The 17,360-nt window shown below is 54.3% G+C and carries 22 protein-coding genes; 7 read left to right on the top strand and 15 right to left on the bottom strand.

From position 1 onward, the window contains the following. Positions 1–90 precede the first annotated feature (90 nt). Positions 91–330 carry a YceK/YidQ family lipoprotein gene (locus tag ACXKZD_RS12230; protein ID WP_033779799.1) on the top strand — a complete coding sequence of 80 codons (240 nt, stop codon included), beginning with the start codon at positions 91–93 and terminating at the stop codon, positions 328–330. On the opposite strand, the gene ACXKZD_RS12225 is transcribed toward ACXKZD_RS12230, so the two are convergent. The 3 genes from ACXKZD_RS12225 to ACXKZD_RS12215 all read right to left on the bottom strand — a co-directional run bounded on the left by ACXKZD_RS12225 (position 321) and on the right by ACXKZD_RS12215 (position 2,572). Further along, entirely contained in the window at positions 321–722 is a 402-nt protein-coding gene (locus ACXKZD_RS12225; RefSeq protein ID WP_010246413.1) for a MysB family protein, read from the bottom strand. The two genes, ACXKZD_RS12230 and ACXKZD_RS12225, sit on opposite strands and share 10 nt — an antisense overlap. Before the next feature lie 130 nt (positions 723–852). Continuing rightward, positions 853–1,119, bottom strand: a complete 267-nt coding sequence (locus ACXKZD_RS12220) for a hypothetical protein (protein WP_010669830.1) — start codon at positions 1,117–1,119, stop codon at positions 853–855. 529 nt (positions 1,120–1,648) lie between these two features. Then, positions 1,649–2,572 carry a Kdo(2)-lipid IV(A) acyltransferase gene (locus ACXKZD_RS12215; RefSeq protein ID WP_010246409.1) on the bottom strand — a complete coding sequence of 308 codons (924 nt, stop codon included), beginning with the start codon at positions 2,570–2,572 and terminating at the stop codon, positions 1,649–1,651. 252 nt (positions 2,573–2,824) lie between these two features. Here ACXKZD_RS12215 and trhO point away from each other — a divergent pair, with 252 nt between their 5' ends. Beyond that, positions 2,825–3,874, top strand: a complete 1,050-nt coding sequence (gene trhO, locus ACXKZD_RS12210) for an oxygen-dependent tRNA uridine(34) hydroxylase TrhO (protein ID WP_010246407.1) — start codon at positions 2,825–2,827, stop codon at positions 3,872–3,874. 39 nt (positions 3,875–3,913) lie between these two features. On the opposite strand, the gene ACXKZD_RS12205 is transcribed toward trhO, so the two are convergent. The 9 genes from ACXKZD_RS12205 to grxB all read right to left on the bottom strand — a co-directional run bounded on the left by ACXKZD_RS12205 (position 3,914) and on the right by grxB (position 10,848). After that, a complete protein-coding gene (locus ACXKZD_RS12205; RefSeq protein ID WP_022625884.1) occupies positions 3,914–4,489 on the bottom strand; it encodes a YceI family protein in 576 nt (191 codons plus the stop codon). 1 nt (position 4,490) lies between these two features. Further along, positions 4,491–5,066, bottom strand: coding sequence for a cytochrome b (locus ACXKZD_RS12200; protein ID WP_029519566.1), 576 nt, complete (start codon positions 5,064–5,066; stop codon positions 4,491–4,493). 295 nt (positions 5,067–5,361) lie between these two features. Next, positions 5,362–6,474, bottom strand: a complete 1,113-nt coding sequence (solA, locus tag ACXKZD_RS12195; protein ID WP_154209763.1) for an N-methyl-L-tryptophan oxidase — start codon at positions 6,472–6,474, stop codon at positions 5,362–5,364. 94 nt (positions 6,475–6,568) lie between these two features. Then, complete coding sequence (gene bssS, locus ACXKZD_RS12190; protein ID WP_010246399.1) at positions 6,569–6,823, bottom strand: biofilm formation regulator BssS; 255 nt, start codon at positions 6,821–6,823, stop codon at positions 6,569–6,571. Positions 6,824–7,069: 246 nt separating this feature from the next. Next, entirely contained in the window at positions 7,070–7,342 is a 273-nt protein-coding gene (locus ACXKZD_RS12185) for a hypothetical protein (protein WP_010246397.1), read from the bottom strand. A gap of 145 nt (positions 7,343–7,487) precedes the next feature. Continuing rightward, on the bottom strand, positions 7,488–7,733 hold the full coding sequence (gene dinI / locus ACXKZD_RS12180) for a DNA damage-inducible protein I (protein ID WP_010246395.1): 246 nt from the start codon (positions 7,731–7,733) through the stop codon (positions 7,488–7,490). Positions 7,734–7,795: 62 nt separating this feature from the next. Continuing rightward, on the bottom strand, positions 7,796–8,839 hold the full coding sequence (gene pyrC / locus ACXKZD_RS12175) for a dihydroorotase (RefSeq protein ID WP_488981635.1): 1,044 nt from the start codon (positions 8,837–8,839) through the stop codon (positions 7,796–7,798). Between the two features lie 683 nt (positions 8,840–9,522). Next, positions 9,523–10,086: a lipoprotein gene (locus tag ACXKZD_RS12170; protein WP_010246390.1), complete on the bottom strand. Its 564-nt coding sequence runs from the start codon at positions 10,084–10,086 to the stop codon at positions 9,523–9,525. 114 nt (positions 10,087–10,200) lie between these two features. Continuing rightward, positions 10,201–10,848: a glutaredoxin 2 gene (grxB, locus tag ACXKZD_RS12165; protein ID WP_033757257.1), complete on the bottom strand. Its 648-nt coding sequence runs from the start codon at positions 10,846–10,848 to the stop codon at positions 10,201–10,203. 299 nt (positions 10,849–11,147) lie between these two features. Between grxB and rimJ the strand changes: the two genes are divergently transcribed. The 4 genes from rimJ (at position 11,148) to murJ (ending at position 14,976) form a co-directional block, all read left to right on the top strand. Next, on the top strand, positions 11,148–11,738 hold the full coding sequence (gene rimJ / locus ACXKZD_RS12160) for a ribosomal protein S5-alanine N-acetyltransferase (protein WP_010246386.1): 591 nt from the start codon (positions 11,148–11,150) through the stop codon (positions 11,736–11,738). A 16-nt stretch (positions 11,739–11,754) separates the two neighbouring features. Continuing rightward, positions 11,755–12,393: a YceH family protein gene (locus ACXKZD_RS12155; protein WP_157351849.1), complete on the top strand. Its 639-nt coding sequence runs from the start codon at positions 11,755–11,757 to the stop codon at positions 12,391–12,393. A 1-nt stretch (position 12,394) separates the two neighbouring features. Next, a complete protein-coding gene (locus ACXKZD_RS12150; protein WP_488981634.1) occupies positions 12,395–13,315 on the top strand; it encodes a Gfo/Idh/MocA family protein in 921 nt (306 codons plus the stop codon). A 122-nt stretch (positions 13,316–13,437) separates the two neighbouring features. Further along, positions 13,438–14,976 (top strand): murein biosynthesis integral membrane protein MurJ, encoded by a 1,539-nt coding sequence (gene murJ / locus ACXKZD_RS12145; protein WP_488981633.1) that lies wholly within the window; start codon positions 13,438–13,440, stop codon positions 14,974–14,976. A 306-nt stretch (positions 14,977–15,282) separates the two neighbouring features. On the opposite strand, the gene flgN is transcribed toward murJ, so the two are convergent. The 3 genes from flgN to flgA form a co-directional block, all read right to left on the bottom strand. Then, entirely contained in the window at positions 15,283–15,714 is a 432-nt protein-coding gene (gene flgN, locus ACXKZD_RS12140) for a flagellar export chaperone FlgN (RefSeq protein WP_010246377.1), read from the bottom strand. A gap of 5 nt (positions 15,715–15,719) precedes the next feature. After that, positions 15,720–16,028: a flagellar biosynthesis anti-sigma factor FlgM gene (flgM, locus tag ACXKZD_RS12135; protein WP_010246375.1), complete on the bottom strand. Its 309-nt coding sequence runs from the start codon at positions 16,026–16,028 to the stop codon at positions 15,720–15,722. Between the two features lie 104 nt (positions 16,029–16,132). After that, a complete protein-coding gene (flgA, locus tag ACXKZD_RS12130) occupies positions 16,133–16,792 on the bottom strand; it encodes a flagellar basal body P-ring formation chaperone FlgA (protein ID WP_010246373.1) in 660 nt (219 codons plus the stop codon). Between the two features lie 154 nt (positions 16,793–16,946). On the opposite strand from flgA, the gene flgB reads away from it, so the two are divergent. Next, positions 16,947–17,360, top strand: a complete 414-nt coding sequence (gene flgB / locus ACXKZD_RS12125; protein ID WP_009090882.1) for a flagellar basal body rod protein FlgB — start codon at positions 16,947–16,949, stop codon at positions 17,358–17,360.

Below are 17,360 nucleotides of genomic sequence, written 5' to 3'. Positions count from 1 at the left end.
CAGCGATTCGCTGATAAATTTATTGCTGGCAGTCACCGCGAGCAGCGCGTGACGATCTCAATGGCTGTTTCTTCATGGCGGATATGAGTGGTGAAAGGGTGCTTAAAGGCGGGTGTTATCGTCGTGGCTGTACTCTGCTTAAGCGGATGCGGCAGTATTATCAGCCGTACCATTCCCGGGCAGGGGCACGGTAATCAGTACTATCCCGGCGTACAGTGGGATGTTCGCGACAGCGGATGGCGGGTCCTGACGATCCTCGACCTGCCGCTGTCGCTGGTGGTTGATACGCTGTTGCTACCGGTGGATGCCAGCCACGGTCCTTACGAGTAACTGCGATCGGAATCGCTGTTATCATCTTCCCACTCTTGCGCGGCGGCTTCACCCTCTTCGGTGTCCAGCGGCGGCTCCAGCTGGAACTCGCCGTCATCCCACTCGTGCAGGGTATTTTCTGCTAACCACTCCTGACGTAGTTCAACTTCGTCAAAATCGGCATCAAAAATGGCCTGTGCCGCTTCACCGCTACGGTAAGGCAGACATTCGCCTGCTTCACCTTCTTCTGCCATGAATTCAGCCTGCCACATGATATCGCCATCCTGCATCACATACTTTTGCAGACCAAACTGGCTGATTGATGCATCCCCTTCCTCGAGCTCCGGGTGGTTAGCGAGGAACTCTTCACGTGCAGCATCGATGGCTTCCTCTAAGGTACTGTACATGCTCATCGCTCTTCTCCTTCACGGGTCTTTGACTATGGATTTATTTGATTTCAGTGAAGGATAGACGAAATCTGAAGGAGGGAAAGGTCAGGCCGGTGCAACTGGCGGGAAATAAGCCATTTCCCGCCAGTCAGGGTCAGATCATCTTTTGCGGGAAATGCAAAACAGGTTGAACGGACTCATGAATCACGGGGGCTGAGTAGCGGATACAACATTTTATACATGGCTTAACTTTCTTAAAATTAATTCTGGCGATGGAGAGGGCCTGACTCAAATTATATAACGTGCCGATAAATATGACCTCTTCTTTATCAGGCATACGCTTGCACCCTTTACGATGAAGAAAGTGATAATTTTCCTGATCGGTACCGATTGTAACGTAATAGTAGAGACCTTTGTTCATATTAACTGTCCCATTAGAGGTTTGCTGTGTTGTCTTTTTTATAATTCTGGCCAGAGCCGTTAAAGGCCTGACTGTTACAAACGAAACTACCGATAAGCATTAATGAGTTCAAATTCCATAATGGTCTATCGGGGTGTTAAAAAAATGTAAAATGGAATATAAGCTAAATCAGCAAGGCAATCGCTTGTAAAATAAGTTAATTTTTATCGATTCATAAGCGGTAAGACACCGTTAAGACCGGCTAAATAGGATTAGGCCTGGCGTGCAGAATAATCAGCGCCATAACAGATTTAATAGCACTCGCTGCAATATTAATTAATAAATAGCGAAACAGGCTGAATGCCGCCTGCCGTCCTGTTAATTGATTAGCTTTTTTAACTTTAAACAGAGAGAAATTATATTATGAATATAGGTGTTTATTAATTACTGGACCTGCGGTTTCGCTTACAGGCTGAGTCAGCCATGAGTGATTTATTTAGCAGGGGAGTAAAACGCGCTAAATGCCTGACAGACATTTAGCGCGAACAGATTAATAACGGGAGGGTTCGCCCTCGGGGCGCGTTTTAAAGCGGCGGTGGAGCCACATATACTGTTCAGGTGCCAGCAGCACACCCTCTTCAACAACCTGATTCATTCTGGTTGCGGTTGCGACATCACTTTCCAGCGTAAATTCGCCGCTGATGTCAGGCAGTATCATCAGTTCATAGCCGCGACCCCCAGGCAGACGACGCGGTACGAAAGGGATGACAGCCGGTTTACCGGTGCGGATCAGCAGATGGGTGCCCACCGTTGTGGCTGCTTTTTCCACGCCAAAGAAGGGGACAAAGACGCTGCTGCGCGGGCCATAATCGTGGTCGGGCGCATACCAGATAATGTCACCCTGTTTCAGTGCGCGGATCATTCCTTTGAGATCTTTACGATCGAGCATGCTTTTATTCGACCGCATCCGACCTTTGACCTGAAGCCAGTCGATCAGTTTGTTGTCATTCGGGCGATAGACGCCAATGCCAGGGTTATGGATACCAAACATGCGTGCACCAATCTCCAGCGTCAGAAAGTGCATGCCGATAAGCAGCACGCCGCGCTGGCTATCGCGCGCCTGCTGAATATGCTCCAGCCCCGAAGGCGTATGCCATTTATTGATGCGCCAGTCAGGCCAGAACCACGCCATACCGGTCTCAATTAATCCCATGCCGACCGATTCGAAATTGTGTTTAACCATCGCTTCGCGTTCATTTACCGGCATATCCGGAAAACTTAATTCCAGATTACGCCGGGAAATACTGACGCGGTGTTTCATAAAACGCATCCCAATGCGGCCAATATTACAGCCGAGAACATAAAGCAGGGGATAAGGAAGTAGCACCAAAAGATAAAGAGAAGCGACACCCAGCCAGGTCAGCCAATAGCGCGGGTGAAGCAGTTCTCGTGAAAACTGAGGCAACTGAGTCATGTGAAGGTTAATTTTCCTGCGTCGCGCACCGTGCGGTGCTGATATCTCGTTGATTTACACCATTGTGCCAGTTTTTGACGTGCGCTTAAATATCACTATCGGAACGTGCCATCAATGAACAAAGGTTAATAGTCCAATGTTGCTGCAAAAAACGGCAACAGGCGATCAATCTGGTCACTGGCCTTTGCATCCCGGTGAAATCAGGTATCATGTGCGCGCTAAATTTCTTCTATTGATAACAGGACGAACACCATGCCAGTGTTACATAACCTCGTTTCCAATAAAGAGCTGAAGGCGCGCATGCTGGCTGAAACCGAGCCGCGCACCACTGTCTCTTTTTATAAATATTTCCAGATTGCCGATCCCAAAGCATTCCGTGACGCGCTCTATCTTGGCCTGACAGCTCTTAAGGTCTTTGGTCGCGTCTACGTGGCCCACGAAGGCATCAATGCGCAGATCAGCGTGCCAGCCAGCCAGTATGAAAAGATGAAAGAATGGCTGTATGGCTTTGATCCGGCGCTGAACAACCTGCGGATGAATATTGCGCTGGATGATGATGGTAAATCGTTCTGGGTGCTGCGTCTGAAAGTGCGCGACCGCATTGTCGCGGACGGTATCGAAGACGACAGTTTTGATGCCAGCGATGTGGGTCAGTATCTTAAAGCGGCGGACGTAAACGCCATGCTGGACGATCCTGACGCCCTGTTCGTGGATATGCGTAACCACTACGAATATGAAGTGGGTCGCTTTGATAATGCGCTGGAAGTGCCTGCTGACACCTTCCGCGATCAGCTGCCGATGGCGGTTGAGATGCTGCAGGATCAGAAAGACAAAAAGATCGTGATGTACTGCACCGGCGGGATCCGCTGTGAAAAGGCCAGTGCCTGGATGCGGCACAACGGCTTTGAAGATGTCTATCACATTGAGGGCGGTATCATCGAGTATGCCCGACGTGCCCGTGAGCAGGGATTACCGGTACGTTTCAAAGGCAAAAACTTTGTTTTTGATGAGCGGATGGGTGAGCGGATCTCTGACGATGTGTTGTCGAACTGTCATCAGTGCGGCGAACCCTGTGATACCCACGTTAATTGTGTCAATGACGGTTGTCATCTGCTGTTTATTCAGTGCAAAAGCTGCGCGGAGAAGTTTGAGAACTGCTGTAGCCCGATCTGCCAGGAAGAGGCGAAGCTCTCACCGGAAGAGCAGCGCGCGCGTCGGGCAGGACGTGAAAATGGCAACAAAATCTTTAACAAGTCGCGTGGCCTGTTAAACATGACCATTCCCTCGCCGCTGAAGAAATAAGCGTGGCCGCCTGAAGTCAGCTTCAGGCGGCTTGCTGTTTTACTGGCGTACACCCTCAACCGAAATCATCAGCTGAACCTTCTGCGAAGCTGGCCCCAGATCTTTGGTGATGTTGAAATCTTTCAGTGCAATTTCCCCTTCAGCCTCAAAGCCAGCGCGGTAGCCGCCCCACGGATCTTTACCTTCACCCAGCATTTTCGCCTCGAGCGTTACCGGTTTGGTCACGCCATTCAGCGTAAGATCGCCAGTAATCTTCAGCTCATCACCCTCTTTTTCCACCGCTGTGGATTTGAACGTGGCCTGCGGGTTTTTGCTGGTGTTCAGGAAGTCCGCACTGCGCAGGTGCTTGTCACGTTCAGCATGGTTAGTATCGATGCTGCTGGTGTTAATGGTGACGTCGACTTTATCTGCGGCAGGATTCTTCTCATCAAAGGTAAAGCGGCCATCAAAATCCTTAAAGGTGCCGTAGAGCCAGCTGTAACCCAGATGCTGGATACGGAACTGAATAAAGGCGTGCTGGCCCTCTTTATCGATTTTGTAGTCAGCGGCAGAGGCGGTGAGTGAGCCGAGCAGCAGACTGGCACCGGTCATCGCCAGCAGGGTCTTTTTAAACATATTATTTATCCTTTTCAGAGGGAGAGGTGAAACGCAAACCCGACATCCGTTTTAAGGTGATATCGCGATCGATAAAGTGATGTTTTACCGCAGCCAGCCCATGCAGCAGTGACAGGACCACAACCGTCCAGGCCAGCCAGAGGTGAATGTCGCCCGCAAGATCAGCCTGTTCGCCAGCACCGCTGAACAGCGCGGGCAGGGTGAACCAGCTGAATACTGAGATGGGTTTGCCATCGGCGGTGGAGATCAGATAGCCGCTGATCAGAATCGCCAGCAGCAGGGTATACAGTAACAGGTGGGCCACCACCGAACTGATGCGTACCAGCGGGGAATAACTGCTAAGCGGTTTTGGCGGCGGTGAAATAACGCGCCACAGCAGGCGAACGATCAGGGTCAGCAACAGGATCACGCCGATGCTTTTATGGATCTCAGGCGCGTCGTGATACCAGCTGTCGTAATAGCCGAGGCCGACCATCCATAATCCCAGCGCAAACATGGCGTAAATCGCCAGCGCCATCGACCAGTGCAGCAGCACGGCAACCAGGCCAAACTGATGAGATGAATTACGTAATAACATAATGGGGTTTTCATGAAGTAATAATCTGAAATAAGCATCCACATTATGAAATATAAAAGCAATCATCCTTACGCTTCTATAACTTTAATTTTATATTGTGAAAAGGTTGAATAAACCAGGTGTGAAATGCGCAATATTACTGAATGAGTTATTTGTGAGGCGCTGGTCGTCAACTAAAAAGAGCCGGAATTAACCCAAAGGGCGAAATATATTCTGACTTTATGTCAATAATAGTCAATTTTCGTCAAAGTCTGTCAGTCGGGCGGCATCAGGCTGATACCACCCTTTATCAGAGTCAGAAACGTGAGAGGCGGAAGGGTGTCAGATCAAAAGAGAACGGTTTTTGCTGGGCAAATTCTGCAGCCAGTTCGCCCAATACGCTGGCGAATTTAAACCCGTGTCCACTGAGCCCGGTGATTAACAAGCGGTCTGGTTCACCCGGCAGGGTATCAATTATAAAGTCTTCATCCGGGCTAAAATCGTAGCTGCAGGCTTCGCCATGCAGACAGACACCGACGCCAGGTAAAAACTGACGGAGGAATCCAAAAGCTTCGCTGCCATCGGCCGCCACCGCGCCAAAAGGTTTACGATCCTCAGGCTGCTGCATCAGCTGACCGCCATCATGACGACCCACTTTCAGGGCGTTGTTATCCGCCGGGAAACCATAAAACTGGCTGCCATCGCCCATTTCCACCGTAAAACCGGGAAACTTATTGTTCTCACTGTAGCGGCCATCTGCCTGATACCAGGCAAACACCTTGCGGGTGGGCGCGACCGGCAGGTCAGGAACTAATTTGCCAACCCATGTGCCCGCACTGATCAACATTTTGCGGCCCCGATAGACGCCATCCAGGGTAGTGACCTGCTGCAGATCGCCATCGCGACCCAGCTCTGAAACCGGGCAGTTAAACAGCTGCGCGCAGCCCGCCTGTTCCGCCAGCTGGATCCAGCTGCGTACCGCCTGTTCACATTTCAGATAGCCGGACTGCGGCTCAAATACGCCCAGATAGCCCTCAGGCACATTGATTTGTGGCCAGCGCTTGCGCACGTCATCTGGCTGCATCACCTCAATATTGAGCTGCCAGCGGGTCGCGCTGTCGATGACGTTCTGAATAAACGGCGACTGATTCGGGGCGAGGTTAAGTACGCCACTGCGATGCATGATGCGCTCACCGGCACGCTGTTCCAGCTCATCCCACAGCGTTTGCGCCCGCAGGACCAGGGGAACATAGCGTTCACCTTCACCATAGGCGTGACGAATCAGCCGGCTCTCGCCATGATGTGTGCCCTGATTATGGGGAGGATGGGCGCTGTCGATCATTAACACTGATAAACCCGCCTGGGTGGCATAGTAGCCTGCCGCCGCGCCCACGGAACCGCTGCCAACGATGATAAGATCATAAATCATGGTAACTACGCTCTAAGAGACAGATAATCAAAAGCATACCAGAAACAGAAACGAAAAAGGCACCCCTGAGGGCGCCTCTTTGATGCGGCAGAAATTAATGCTTTTTGAGGAGTCGTTCTATCTGCTCGGCTGATTCTATCTTGGCGATGCCTGCTTCGAGGATCGAGATAAATTGCCTTGCCACATCCGTTGTCAGCCAGTATGTCGGGCCAACATCCGCTTCTTCTTCTTTTTGATCCTGCGACGACAACGAGTGCAGGCGGATCATCATGGCGTCATAGCTGTCAACGGTACTGATATCCCAGCCCACCAGTGGGTGAGTCTGTATAACATCTTTTCTTCTGTCCATTATAACCTCCTTATTACTCGTTAAACGAAGTGCATGATGAGGTTCAATGCGGCTTTTTTATTCCAATAGCGAAACAATTATAACAGTAAACGAGGGTATCACTGTTTAAAAAATGCCGTGAGTCAGCTTCTCACAGAATATTTGCGTTTGAAAGGCGGGCGTAAAAAAATAAAATGCCTGACGGGCAGGCATTTTTATCAGCAGTCAAAAGACAGGCAAAAAGCGGGCTTAGCCGCGTGACCGGACTCAGAGAGCCGGCGTTTCTGGCACTACGCCGCCGCCGCGTTTTTGCAGTGTTTCTGCCAGACGGGCAAAGTGCTGCTGAAGCTGCTCATCATGGTTTTGATTTTGGGCTTCCAGCGACAGATTGTGTACCAGTAGCTGACTGGCACGATCGTCAAGACAGAAAATCAGACTGGAAAAGGCATTTTCCAGCACCGTTAAACGACGCTTCTGATCACCAATCAGTGCTAACAACTCACCAAAGGTCATCGCCTCTTCCGGTTTATCAGTAGTCATGGTGTCGCACCTCCTGTTATGCGTGACGAGCGCAAGGATAGGGCATTGATCATTAAGAGTCTAGATGCAGGACGGGGTAAGTGCGAGAGGGGAGAAAAGATAAAAAAACCGGGTGGCGACACCCGGAAAAAAAGCACAGTGGCGGTTAATCAGTATTGAACCAGTCGTCAGCGCTTTCCCACGTCTGCTGCAGGATCTCGCTGATCTGGTCGCGCGTCTCTTTTCCACCGCCCAGCACGCTGAGATTATTGGCACTGGCATAACGTACCTTGACGTGATTGGTCGAGTCAGGGAACTGTTCATCAATGCGGCGCGATAATTCATCGCTTAACGCTTCTATCGCACCAGCAGGAAGAGGTCGGGTATTTGATACGGTAATTTCAACGCGCATAACAGCCTCCGTTTAAGATACTGTATATATTTACAGTATCAGCAGGCCGGAGGCAAGTAAAATTATGCGATGCGCCAGTTCAGTGTTTCACCCGCCAGGAACGGCACCAGTGAATGGCTGCCGAGCGCGATGGACTCTGGCACCTGCCAGGACTCACGCACCAAAGTAATCGTCCCTTCATTCAATGGCAGGCCGTAAAAACGCGGGCCATTCTCCGAACAGAACGCTTCAAAATGTTCCAGCGCGTTCAGCTCTTCAAAAACGGTGGCGTAAGCGGGTAACGACGCTGGCGCATTAAATACCCCCGCGCAGCCGCAACTGGCCTCTTTGAGATGACGCAGATGCGGTGCTGTGTCGGTGCCGAGGAAGACGCGCGGATGACCACTCGCCACTAATTTGCGCAATGCTTCCTGATGCACGTTGCGTTTAAGAATCGGCAGGCAATAGAGGTGCGGACGAATACCGCCCACCAGCATGTGATTGCGGTTAAACATCAAATGCTGCGGGGTAATGGTCGCGCCCAGCGTCTCATCGGCGGCGGCAATATATTCTGCGGCGTCCTGAGTGGTAATGTGCTCCATCACCACTTTCAGTGCCGGAAACTGGCTGCGCAGCGGCACCATAACCGTTTCGATAAACCGGGCTTCGCGGTCAAAAATGTCGACATGCGTATCGGTGACTTCGCCGTGGATCAGCAGTGGCATACCGAGCTTCTGCATCCGCTCCAGCACGCGGGCAATAGAGGCGATATCGGTAACGCCATGGCTGGAGTTCGTCGTAGCGTGCGCCGGATAGAGCTTAGCCGCGGTAAACAGACCGGAGGTGAAACCGCGCTCAAGCTCATCAGGATCAAGCGAGTCGGTCAGATAGCAGGTCATCAGCGGCGTAAAGGCGTGTTCGGCGGGCAGCGCCGCCAGGATGCGATCGCGGTACGCTTCACCTGCTGCCACGCTGGTCACCGGTGGCACCAGGTTAGGCATCACAATGGCACGACCATTCACCGCGCTGGTATAGGGCAGGACCGTGTTGAGCATCTCATCGTCGCGCAGATGAATATGCCAGTCGTCAGGGCGACGCAGGGTAAGTTGCTGAGGTTGTGCTGTCATCAGTGAAGCTCCGGCAGAAGGGAAACAAAAGGCGTGTTTTGGCCGGGGTCTAAGCATAAGGATTCAGGCAACCGTTTGCACCTGCTTTTTATGCTGTCAAAGAAAATCCGCTGCCCAACAGGGTAATGCTGGTCAGTTAAGATTAGATTTGTAAAGGCTGTCACGGTCAAACGTGGCAGCTTTTTTCCGGGCGAGCGAGCCGCAGTGCGGGCCAGCGCACCGCTGCTGCTGCCGGGCCGTCCTCGCGCCGCTCACGCGGTACCTTCGGCTTTGACGTCGTGCCGACGAACCGTTCGGGGATCGGCCCTCCCTGGCCGGCCCCGAACTGTCCACGCTTCCCGGCGTGGACTTCTGGCCCACCGTCACGCCTCAGCGCTGCGGATAGCCCTTTCAGCAGCAGAGGCGCTCAGGCCTCCACTTTCGTGCCCTTTCTGACAACATTCACTGAAGTTTCAGAGCAGGCCGGTGCCGCTCAGGAGCAGGCAATCCGCAGCGCTGAACAGAATGAGTCTGCCAGGAGAGCCCGCAGGACGCGGGCGAAAGGCGGGGCGGCACAGGATGTGCCATCCCCGGCGGTCCGTCAGGCAGGCGAATGACGTGAAGGAACCGCGCAGCGGCGCGAGGACCGCCAGCCCCTGAGCGGCACCAGACTGCGTTGTCATCTGTCGCTTAACTGACTGGCGTTACTGCGTAAAGGGAATAACCAGTTCGCCAGGTTTCACTTCCAGTCCTTTGGCAAATTTCTTCGCCAGCGACTCGCCTTTGCTGCGGTCGGCGCTGAGCACGTAAGCCGGCTTTTGATCAAAGTAGTTTTTCAGCGACTGATTCAGATAAGGCGTCAGCGTTTTCATAATGGAGGCCATTTTTTCCGGAGCAACCTGCGCATCAACAATTTCCAGATCGCGCAGATAGATTGCACCCTGCTGCTGGTCATAGACCGGCTGAGCACGCATCTTCAGTTGCATATCGGCCTGCTGCGGACCAAACAGTGACGTCACATTGATTTTAGCATTGCCAGAGAGCGTCACTTTACCTGGCTCTTCACGGCCAATCTGACTGGTCAGGTTGTTCAGGACGATGTGCGCATTAACCAGCCCGGAAACGCCAATATCTTTCTCATAGTTGTTGTGCTTCTGCAGCGCCTGGTTTACTTCCTGTTCGCTGATGGTGTATTGCGTCAGTTGATTACAGCCGCTCACCAGCAGCGCGATCAACAGGGCAGTCAGCCCGAAAAAAGCCTTTTTCATCGATCTTTATCCTGAATATCAGAGCCAATAAACAGGCCATAGCCTGCCTGAATGCGTAGCGGGTGTCATCAGGAAAGAGATGAGAAACGCCGCAGCGTCTCTCATCGGGAGGGGTTAGTGAGCTATCGAGGAGAGCAGATTCACCTGGGTCTGTTTAGCCATGTTATCGCGGTAGTCAGCGACCCGGCTCGGCCAGTCGATTCCGGCCACCAGCGTCAGAGAGCGCAGCAGCGGGAAGAGATTAAAATCATCTTCGGACAGCTCGCCATTCACCGCATTGGGCTGGGCGATTAATTTGTCCAGCTTGCGCAGATCGTCGCTGACGTTCTTAATCAGGCCGGCAGAATGACTTTTCAGCGTGTCGAAATCACCGATGCTCGCCTGCTTTTTGTTGCGGAAATAGTCACGCGCCTCCGGCGTCGCGAATTCGGCAAACGCCGCCTCTGCAATACGCGGCAGCAGCAGTTTATTGACATAGCTGTTCATGTGACGCAGCCAGTCGCCGATCGCCGGATTTAGCGCGCCGATGATCAGCGGTTCGCCATCCTGCTGATCGACATAGTGTACGATCTCCATACTCTCAGGCATCGCGCTGCCATCCTGCTTCTGCAGAATGGGCGCCATTTTCTGTCCGATCAGTCGTTTCGGCGTCTCTTCATCGTCGTTGAGCATTACCACCAGCTCAACCGGTTTGTTTTTCAGGCCAAAAATCATTCGCGCTTTAACGCAGAAAGGGCAGTGGTCGTAGATATAGAGCTTCATCCTGATCTCCCGGATTTTACAGGTTTAGTGTTTAACAGAGTGAATCAATTCATCCTGCTTTCGGGCTCGTAAAAAGTATGGAAGAGATTACCCCACAGGGCAAACCTGCCTGTCAGGCACGCTGCAGGATCCGCTGCTGATGCTGCCTGCAGCAGGGGTTATCCGCGGTGCGACCCGAGCAAAATCAGCCTCTTTATCGCTAAACCGCTGTAACGTTTTACCGGAGCCCAGGCGGCGGTTATAGTGAAAGCCGGGTAATGACGGCTCATCTCTATCAGCCATTGATTTCAGGAGTCAGGATGTTTGGCTATCGTTCTGCCGCGCCCAGGGTGCGATTAACCACCGATCGGCTGGTGGTCCGTCTGGTTCACGAGCGTGATGCCTGGCGAATGGCAGATTACTACGCGGAAAACCGCCTGTTTTTAAAACCGTGGGAGCCGGTGCGTGATGACAGCCACTGCTACCCCTCGGGCTGGCAGGCGCGGCTTGGGCTGATTTCCGACATGCATAAGCAGGGTTCGGCCTTCTATTTCATTTTAATGGACAGCGATGAAACCGAAGTGAGGGGAGTGGCGAACTTCAGCAACGTGTTACGCGGATCCTTTCATGCCTGTTATCTCGGCTATTCACTGGGGGAAAAGTGGCAGGGGCAGGGGTTCATGTTCGAAGCGTTGCAGGTGGCAATCCGCTATATGCAGCGCCAGCAGCATATTCACCGCATCATGGCTAACTACATGCCGCACAACCAGCGCAGCGGCGATCTGCTGGCGCGACTCGGTTTTGAGAAAGAGGGTTACGCGAAAGATTATCTACTGATCGACGGACGCTGGCAGGATCACGTGCTGACAGCCTTAACCCTGCGGGAATGGACGCCTGACCGGCGTGGATAATAATGAGGATGCGAGCATGAAGATGACTTTATCGGCGCAGGCGATGCGCGTGCTGGGCTGCCTGCTGGAGAAGCAGGTCACCACGCCGGAACAGTATCCGCTGTCACTGAATGGCGTGGTGGTGGCCTGCAACCAGAAATCGAACCGCGAGCCGGTGATGGAGCTGAGCGAAAGTGAGGTGCAGGATCAGCTCGATCAGCTGGAAAAACGGCATCTGATCACCGCCAGCAGCGCCGCCGGGCAGCGGGTCGTGAAATATGAGCAGCGTTTCTGCAACTCCGCGTTTGGCACGCTAAAGCTTAACAGCGCAGAAGTCGCTCTGTTGACGCTGCTGTTACTGCGCGGGCCCCAGACGCCAGGCGAACTGCGTACCCGCAGCGGTCGTCTGCACGAGTTCAGTGATGTCAGCGAAGTTGAGCAAACGCTGGAAGGATTGATGCAGCGCGACGACAGTGCTCAGGTGATCCGTCTGCCGCGTGAACCTGGCAAGCGCGAAAGTCGCTTTATGCATCTGCTGGGCGATGAGCCTGACCAGCCGCAGGCCGCAGACGCGTCGGAAGAGCAGGGCGATCTGGCGGCGCGCGTCACAACGCTGGAACAGCAGGTTGCAGCGCTTCAGGCACAACTCACCCAACTGCTGCAACCGGAGAGCTGAGATGACCTTACGTATTGGTGTGGTGGGATTAGGCGGTATCGCGCAGAAAGCCTGGCTGCCGGTGCTGTCGGCGGCGACGGACTGGACCCTGGCAGGGGCGTTTTCCCCGAACCAGGCCAAAGCCCGGCCGGTCTGTGACAGCTATCGCATGCCATATTTTGGTTCGCTGAATGAATTAGCCGCTGCCTGCGACGCGGTCTTTGTCCACAGCAGCACCGCCACGCACTATGAAGTGGTCAGGGCGCTGCTGCTGGCAGGAAAGGATGTCTGCGTCGATAAGCCGCTGGCTGAAACCCTGGAACAGGCTGAGGCGCTGGTGGCGCTGGCGGAAAAACGGCAGCGTAAACTGATGGTGGCGTTTAACCGGCGGTTCGCCCCGCGCTATCAGCAGCTGCGGGCGGAGATGGCTAGCGCGACTTCTCTGCGGATTGAAAAGCACCGTAACGACAGTGTCGGGCCACAGGATCTCCGCTTTACCCTGCTTGATGACTATCTGCATGTGGTGGATACCGCCCTTTGGCTGGGCGGGAAACCCTTTCGCCAGGTTCAGGGACGCATCGACACCAACGAACAGGGGCAGATGCTCTATGCCGAGCACCATTTCGCTGTTGAGGGCTTGTCGATTACCACCAGCATGCACCGGCGCGCAGGCAGTCAGCGCGAGCGGGTCAGCGCAGTGTGTGACGGTAAGTGCATCGACATCAGTGAAATGCGCGACTGGCAGGAAGAACGGCGTGACGGGCTGCTGATTACGCCACCGCCTGCCTGGCAGAGTCATCTGACCCAGCGCGGTTTCAGCGGTGCGGCTCGCCATTTCATCGACTGCGTACAAAATCAGACGAAGCCTGAAACCAGCGGTGAGCAGGCGCTGATGGCGCAGCGTGTGGTGGAAAAATTGTGGCGTGAGGCGACGCAGGAATAACGCCTTGTAACACTCCGTGCTGGTCATTTCCCTCCGTGGCAGTAGACTGTCGCCGGGCATCTTCTGGGTGCCCGCGCTAATTCTCCTTTTTTGCCGATTCTTTTCAGGATGCGCCGTCAATTATGAATTTGTTGAAATCGCTGGCAGCGGTCAGTTCTATGACCCTGTTTTCCCGCGTACTGGGCTTTGCCCGTGATGCCATCGTGGCGCGGGTGTTTGGCGCCGGAATGGCGACCGATGCGTTCTTTGTTGCGTTTAAACTTCCCAATCTGCTGCGGCGTATTTTTGCTGAAGGCGCCTTTTCTCAGGCCTTCGTGCCCATTCTGGCTGAATATAAAAGCAAGCAGGGCGAAGAGGCAACGAAACTGTTCCTGGCTTACGTCTCGGGCCTGCTGACTCTGGCGCTGGCGCTGGTCACGGTGGCGGGCATGATTGCTGCGCCCTGGGTCATCATGGTGACGGCCCCCGGCTTTGCCGACAGTCCCGATAAGTTTGCGCTCACCAGCTCGCTGCTGCGGGTGACCTTTCCCTACATTATGCTGATTTCGCTGGCGTCACTGGCGGGTGCGGTGCTGAACACCTGGAACTGCTTCTCGGTACCGGCCTTTGCACCGACCCTGCTGAACGTCAGCATGATTGGCTTTGCGCTGTTTGCCGCGCCGCACTTCCACCCACCGGTAATGGCGCTGGCCTGGGCAGTGGTAGCAGGTGGCGTGCTGCAGCTCGGCTATCAGCTGCCACACCTGAAGAAGCTCGGGATGCTGGTGCTGCCACGCCTGAACCTGCGTGATGCGGGCGTCTGGCGGGTCATGCGTCAGATGGGACCTGCCATTCTGGGCGTTTCTGTCAGTCAGATCTCGCTGATCATCAATACCATCTTCGCCTCGTTTCTGGTCTCAGGTTCGGTCTCCTGGATGTACTACGCGGACCGCCTGATGGAGTTCCCCTCGGGTGTGCTGGGCGTGGCGCTGGGCACCATTCTGCTGCCGTCGCTGGCCAAAAGTTTTGCCAGCGGCAACCATGATGAATATTCCCGGCTGATGGACTGGGGTCTGCGCCTCTGTTTCCTGCTGGCGCTTCCCAGCGCGGTGGCGCTGGGCATGCTCTCCGGCCCGCTGACCGTGGCGCTGTTCCAGTACGGTAAATTCACTGCCTTTGATGCTCTGATGACGCAGCGCGCCCTGATCGCCTACTCCGTCGGACTGATGGGGCTGATCGTGGTCAAGGTGCTGGCTCCGGGCTTCTATTCCCGTCAGGACATCAAAACGCCGGTTAAAATCGCGATTATCACGCTGATCATGACGCAGGTAATGAACCTGGCGTTTATTGGTCCGCTGAAACACGCCGGTCTGTCACTGTCGATTGGGCTGGCAGCCTGTCTGAATGCGTCGCTGCTCTACTGGCAGCTGCGTAAGAAGAATATCTTTATGCCGCAGCCGGGCTGGAGCAGCTTCCTGATCCGCCTGCTGATAGCCGTAGTGGTGATGGCAGGCGCGCTGTTTGCCATGCTGCAGTGGATGCCAGCCTGGGAGCAGGGATCGATGCTGTGGCGGCTGCTGCGTCTGGCCGCGGTCTGTGGTGTGGGCGGCGGGGTTTACTTCCTGGCGCTGGGACTGCTGGGCTTCCGGTTGCGCGACTATGCGCGTCGCACCGCTGTGTAAAGCTTGCCGCAATAAATAAATTCAACGCGCAGGGAACAGGGGCAGAGGAGGAAAGCGTCCCGCGCCATGGACAAAAACGCCGGGAGCGTTTTTGAACAACGCAACGCGTTGGCCCGGCAACGGGCGCACCTCAGGGATGAGGTGCGTAATCGCGCGGGCCGAGCGGCCAGGGATTGGCTTTAGCGTCTTTCCGATCTGCCCCTGTTCCCTGTGCAGGCTCAATTTTAAAGCTCATCATGGTGAAGGAAAAAACGCACCAATAAAAAATCCCGCACCAGGCGGGATTTTTTTTCGCTACTTTCCGGTTCAGGCTTTGCGACTTAACGTCGCCTGGCCTTTACCCATCCCATCCGGGCCGTAAAAGGCCTGGGTCTGATGCGGCTTCAGCACGTCAAGCGCATCCTGGGTGTAGCGGATCTGGTGTTGCAGCAGCAGGCCGTTATGAACATTGGCATCCTGCAGACGACGGCTATGCTGCTGGATAGTGTCCCAGCGGCGCGCCATGTCGTTCTGACCACGATAAGGTGCCGATGTCGCCTGACTCTGTTCAGCGGTGCGGCGCATCTCATCCAGATAGTTCAGCGTACTGAGCAGCGCGCTTTTATCTTCGGTAATACGCTGCAACAGATTACTGTTAATGTTTCCGGCTGCCAGTTGCTGCTGCTCTTCTTCCAGCACGGCTGAGAGCGACGCCAGCACGTCCTGCATCTTATCTAAGGTGGTCTGCAAATTACTCATGGGAACTAATTACCCTCTAAATACGCCTTGGTGTCGGCAATCAGCGCATCGGCGATTTTGCCGGTATCCATCTTCAGTTCGCCATTACGAATGGCGGTTTTCAGTTGTTCAACGCGCTCGACGTTAATATCTTTGCTGCTCGGCTGCATCAGCTGCGACTGCGCGCTGCTCAGGCTGACCTGGGCTGCTGCAGGGGTCGTGGCTGCTGCCACCGGGCTGGCGCTCTGGCGCACTTTGCTGCTGCCGGACTCACTGCTATCGCGGCTCTGTACGGTGCTGGCGGGTTTCAGAGGTTGCGTTCTGTCAATGCTCATGTTCGGGCTCCTGTACGGTCAGGGGAAGTCTGCCACCTGAATCAGAATAGCGTTATCGCTTCGTTGATTCTTCTATCGGCAGCACTACTGGCTTCTTTAACACTTTACAGCGTTATAAGAATATTCCCATCCTCGCGTACCTTACCGCTGACAATCTGGCCATTTCCCATCCTGACCCGGACCGACTGCGATCGGGCGGCGTTATTCAGCGCCTTGCCCTCACCGCTGGCGTCAAAGCCGTCACCGCTGGCAATCACCATCACATTCTGACCCGCCTTGACACGCCACGGCTGACGCAGCGTGGAGGGATTAATCGGCTGTCCTGGCTGGATATCGCGCAGCACCACGGCGTCTGCGACCGAGTCCGCATTCAGCAGGGCGCGGGCGGGCAGAGTATCAAGGCGGCCGGTCTGCAGAGTGAAATCACTCTCGCTCACGCTACTGCCCTGGCTCAGCAGCCGGTTCGCCACCAGATAGGAACCGGTGACCTGCACCTGTACCTGAATATAACGGCGGTTCTCACCACAGTTTGCCGCCACGCTCATATTGCCCCACAACCGGCTGTTGCCGGGCAGGGTGAACTGTGGCGCCTCACAGGCTGGCCACTGTTCCTGCGGCGTGCGTACCACCACGACCATGCCATCAGCATGCTGGGCGTCACGCGCTTTAAAAAATTGATTCAGTTGTGCATTGAGATCCCCGGCGGAAACCGGCAGGGCGATCGCGACCAGCAGGCTGGTCAGCAGGGTCAGATATCGACGCATTGTGCATTTCCTCACTGATGATGGCGACGAGTGTAACCCTTAAGAAAAATCCTTAATTGTCAAAATAGCGGTCATTTGAGGCCTTATTCAGACGATGACCCCTTGCATTTTCAAATTAAGCTGCGAGCTCGAAATTCTCATACGCGGAGGAAACATGCTCGACAAACTGGATGCGGCGCTGAAATTTGGTACGGAGGCCCTCAACCTGCGTGCTCAACGTCAGGAGATCCTGGCGTCAAATATTGCCAACGCCGATACCCCTGGTTATCAGGCCCGGGATATCGACTTTGCCAGCGAGCTGAGTCGGGTGATGTCCAATGGTCGTGCGGAAGGCAGCAGCATGGCGTTAAAAGTCACGTCAGCTCGCCACATTGAAGCACAGACAAACGGCGTGCCATCGATGGATATGCTTTATCGCATTCCTGACCAGCCTTCTGCCGACGGCAACACCGTAGATATGGACCGTGAGCGTACGCAGTTCGCGGATAACAGCCTGAAATATCAAACCGACCTCACCCTCATCAGTAGCCAGATCAAAGGCATGATGAGCGTGTTACAAGGACAATAA

Source organism: Pantoea sp. ABR1s, assembly GCF_057812235.1.
This window is presented reverse-complemented; position numbering and strand designations above follow the sequence as displayed.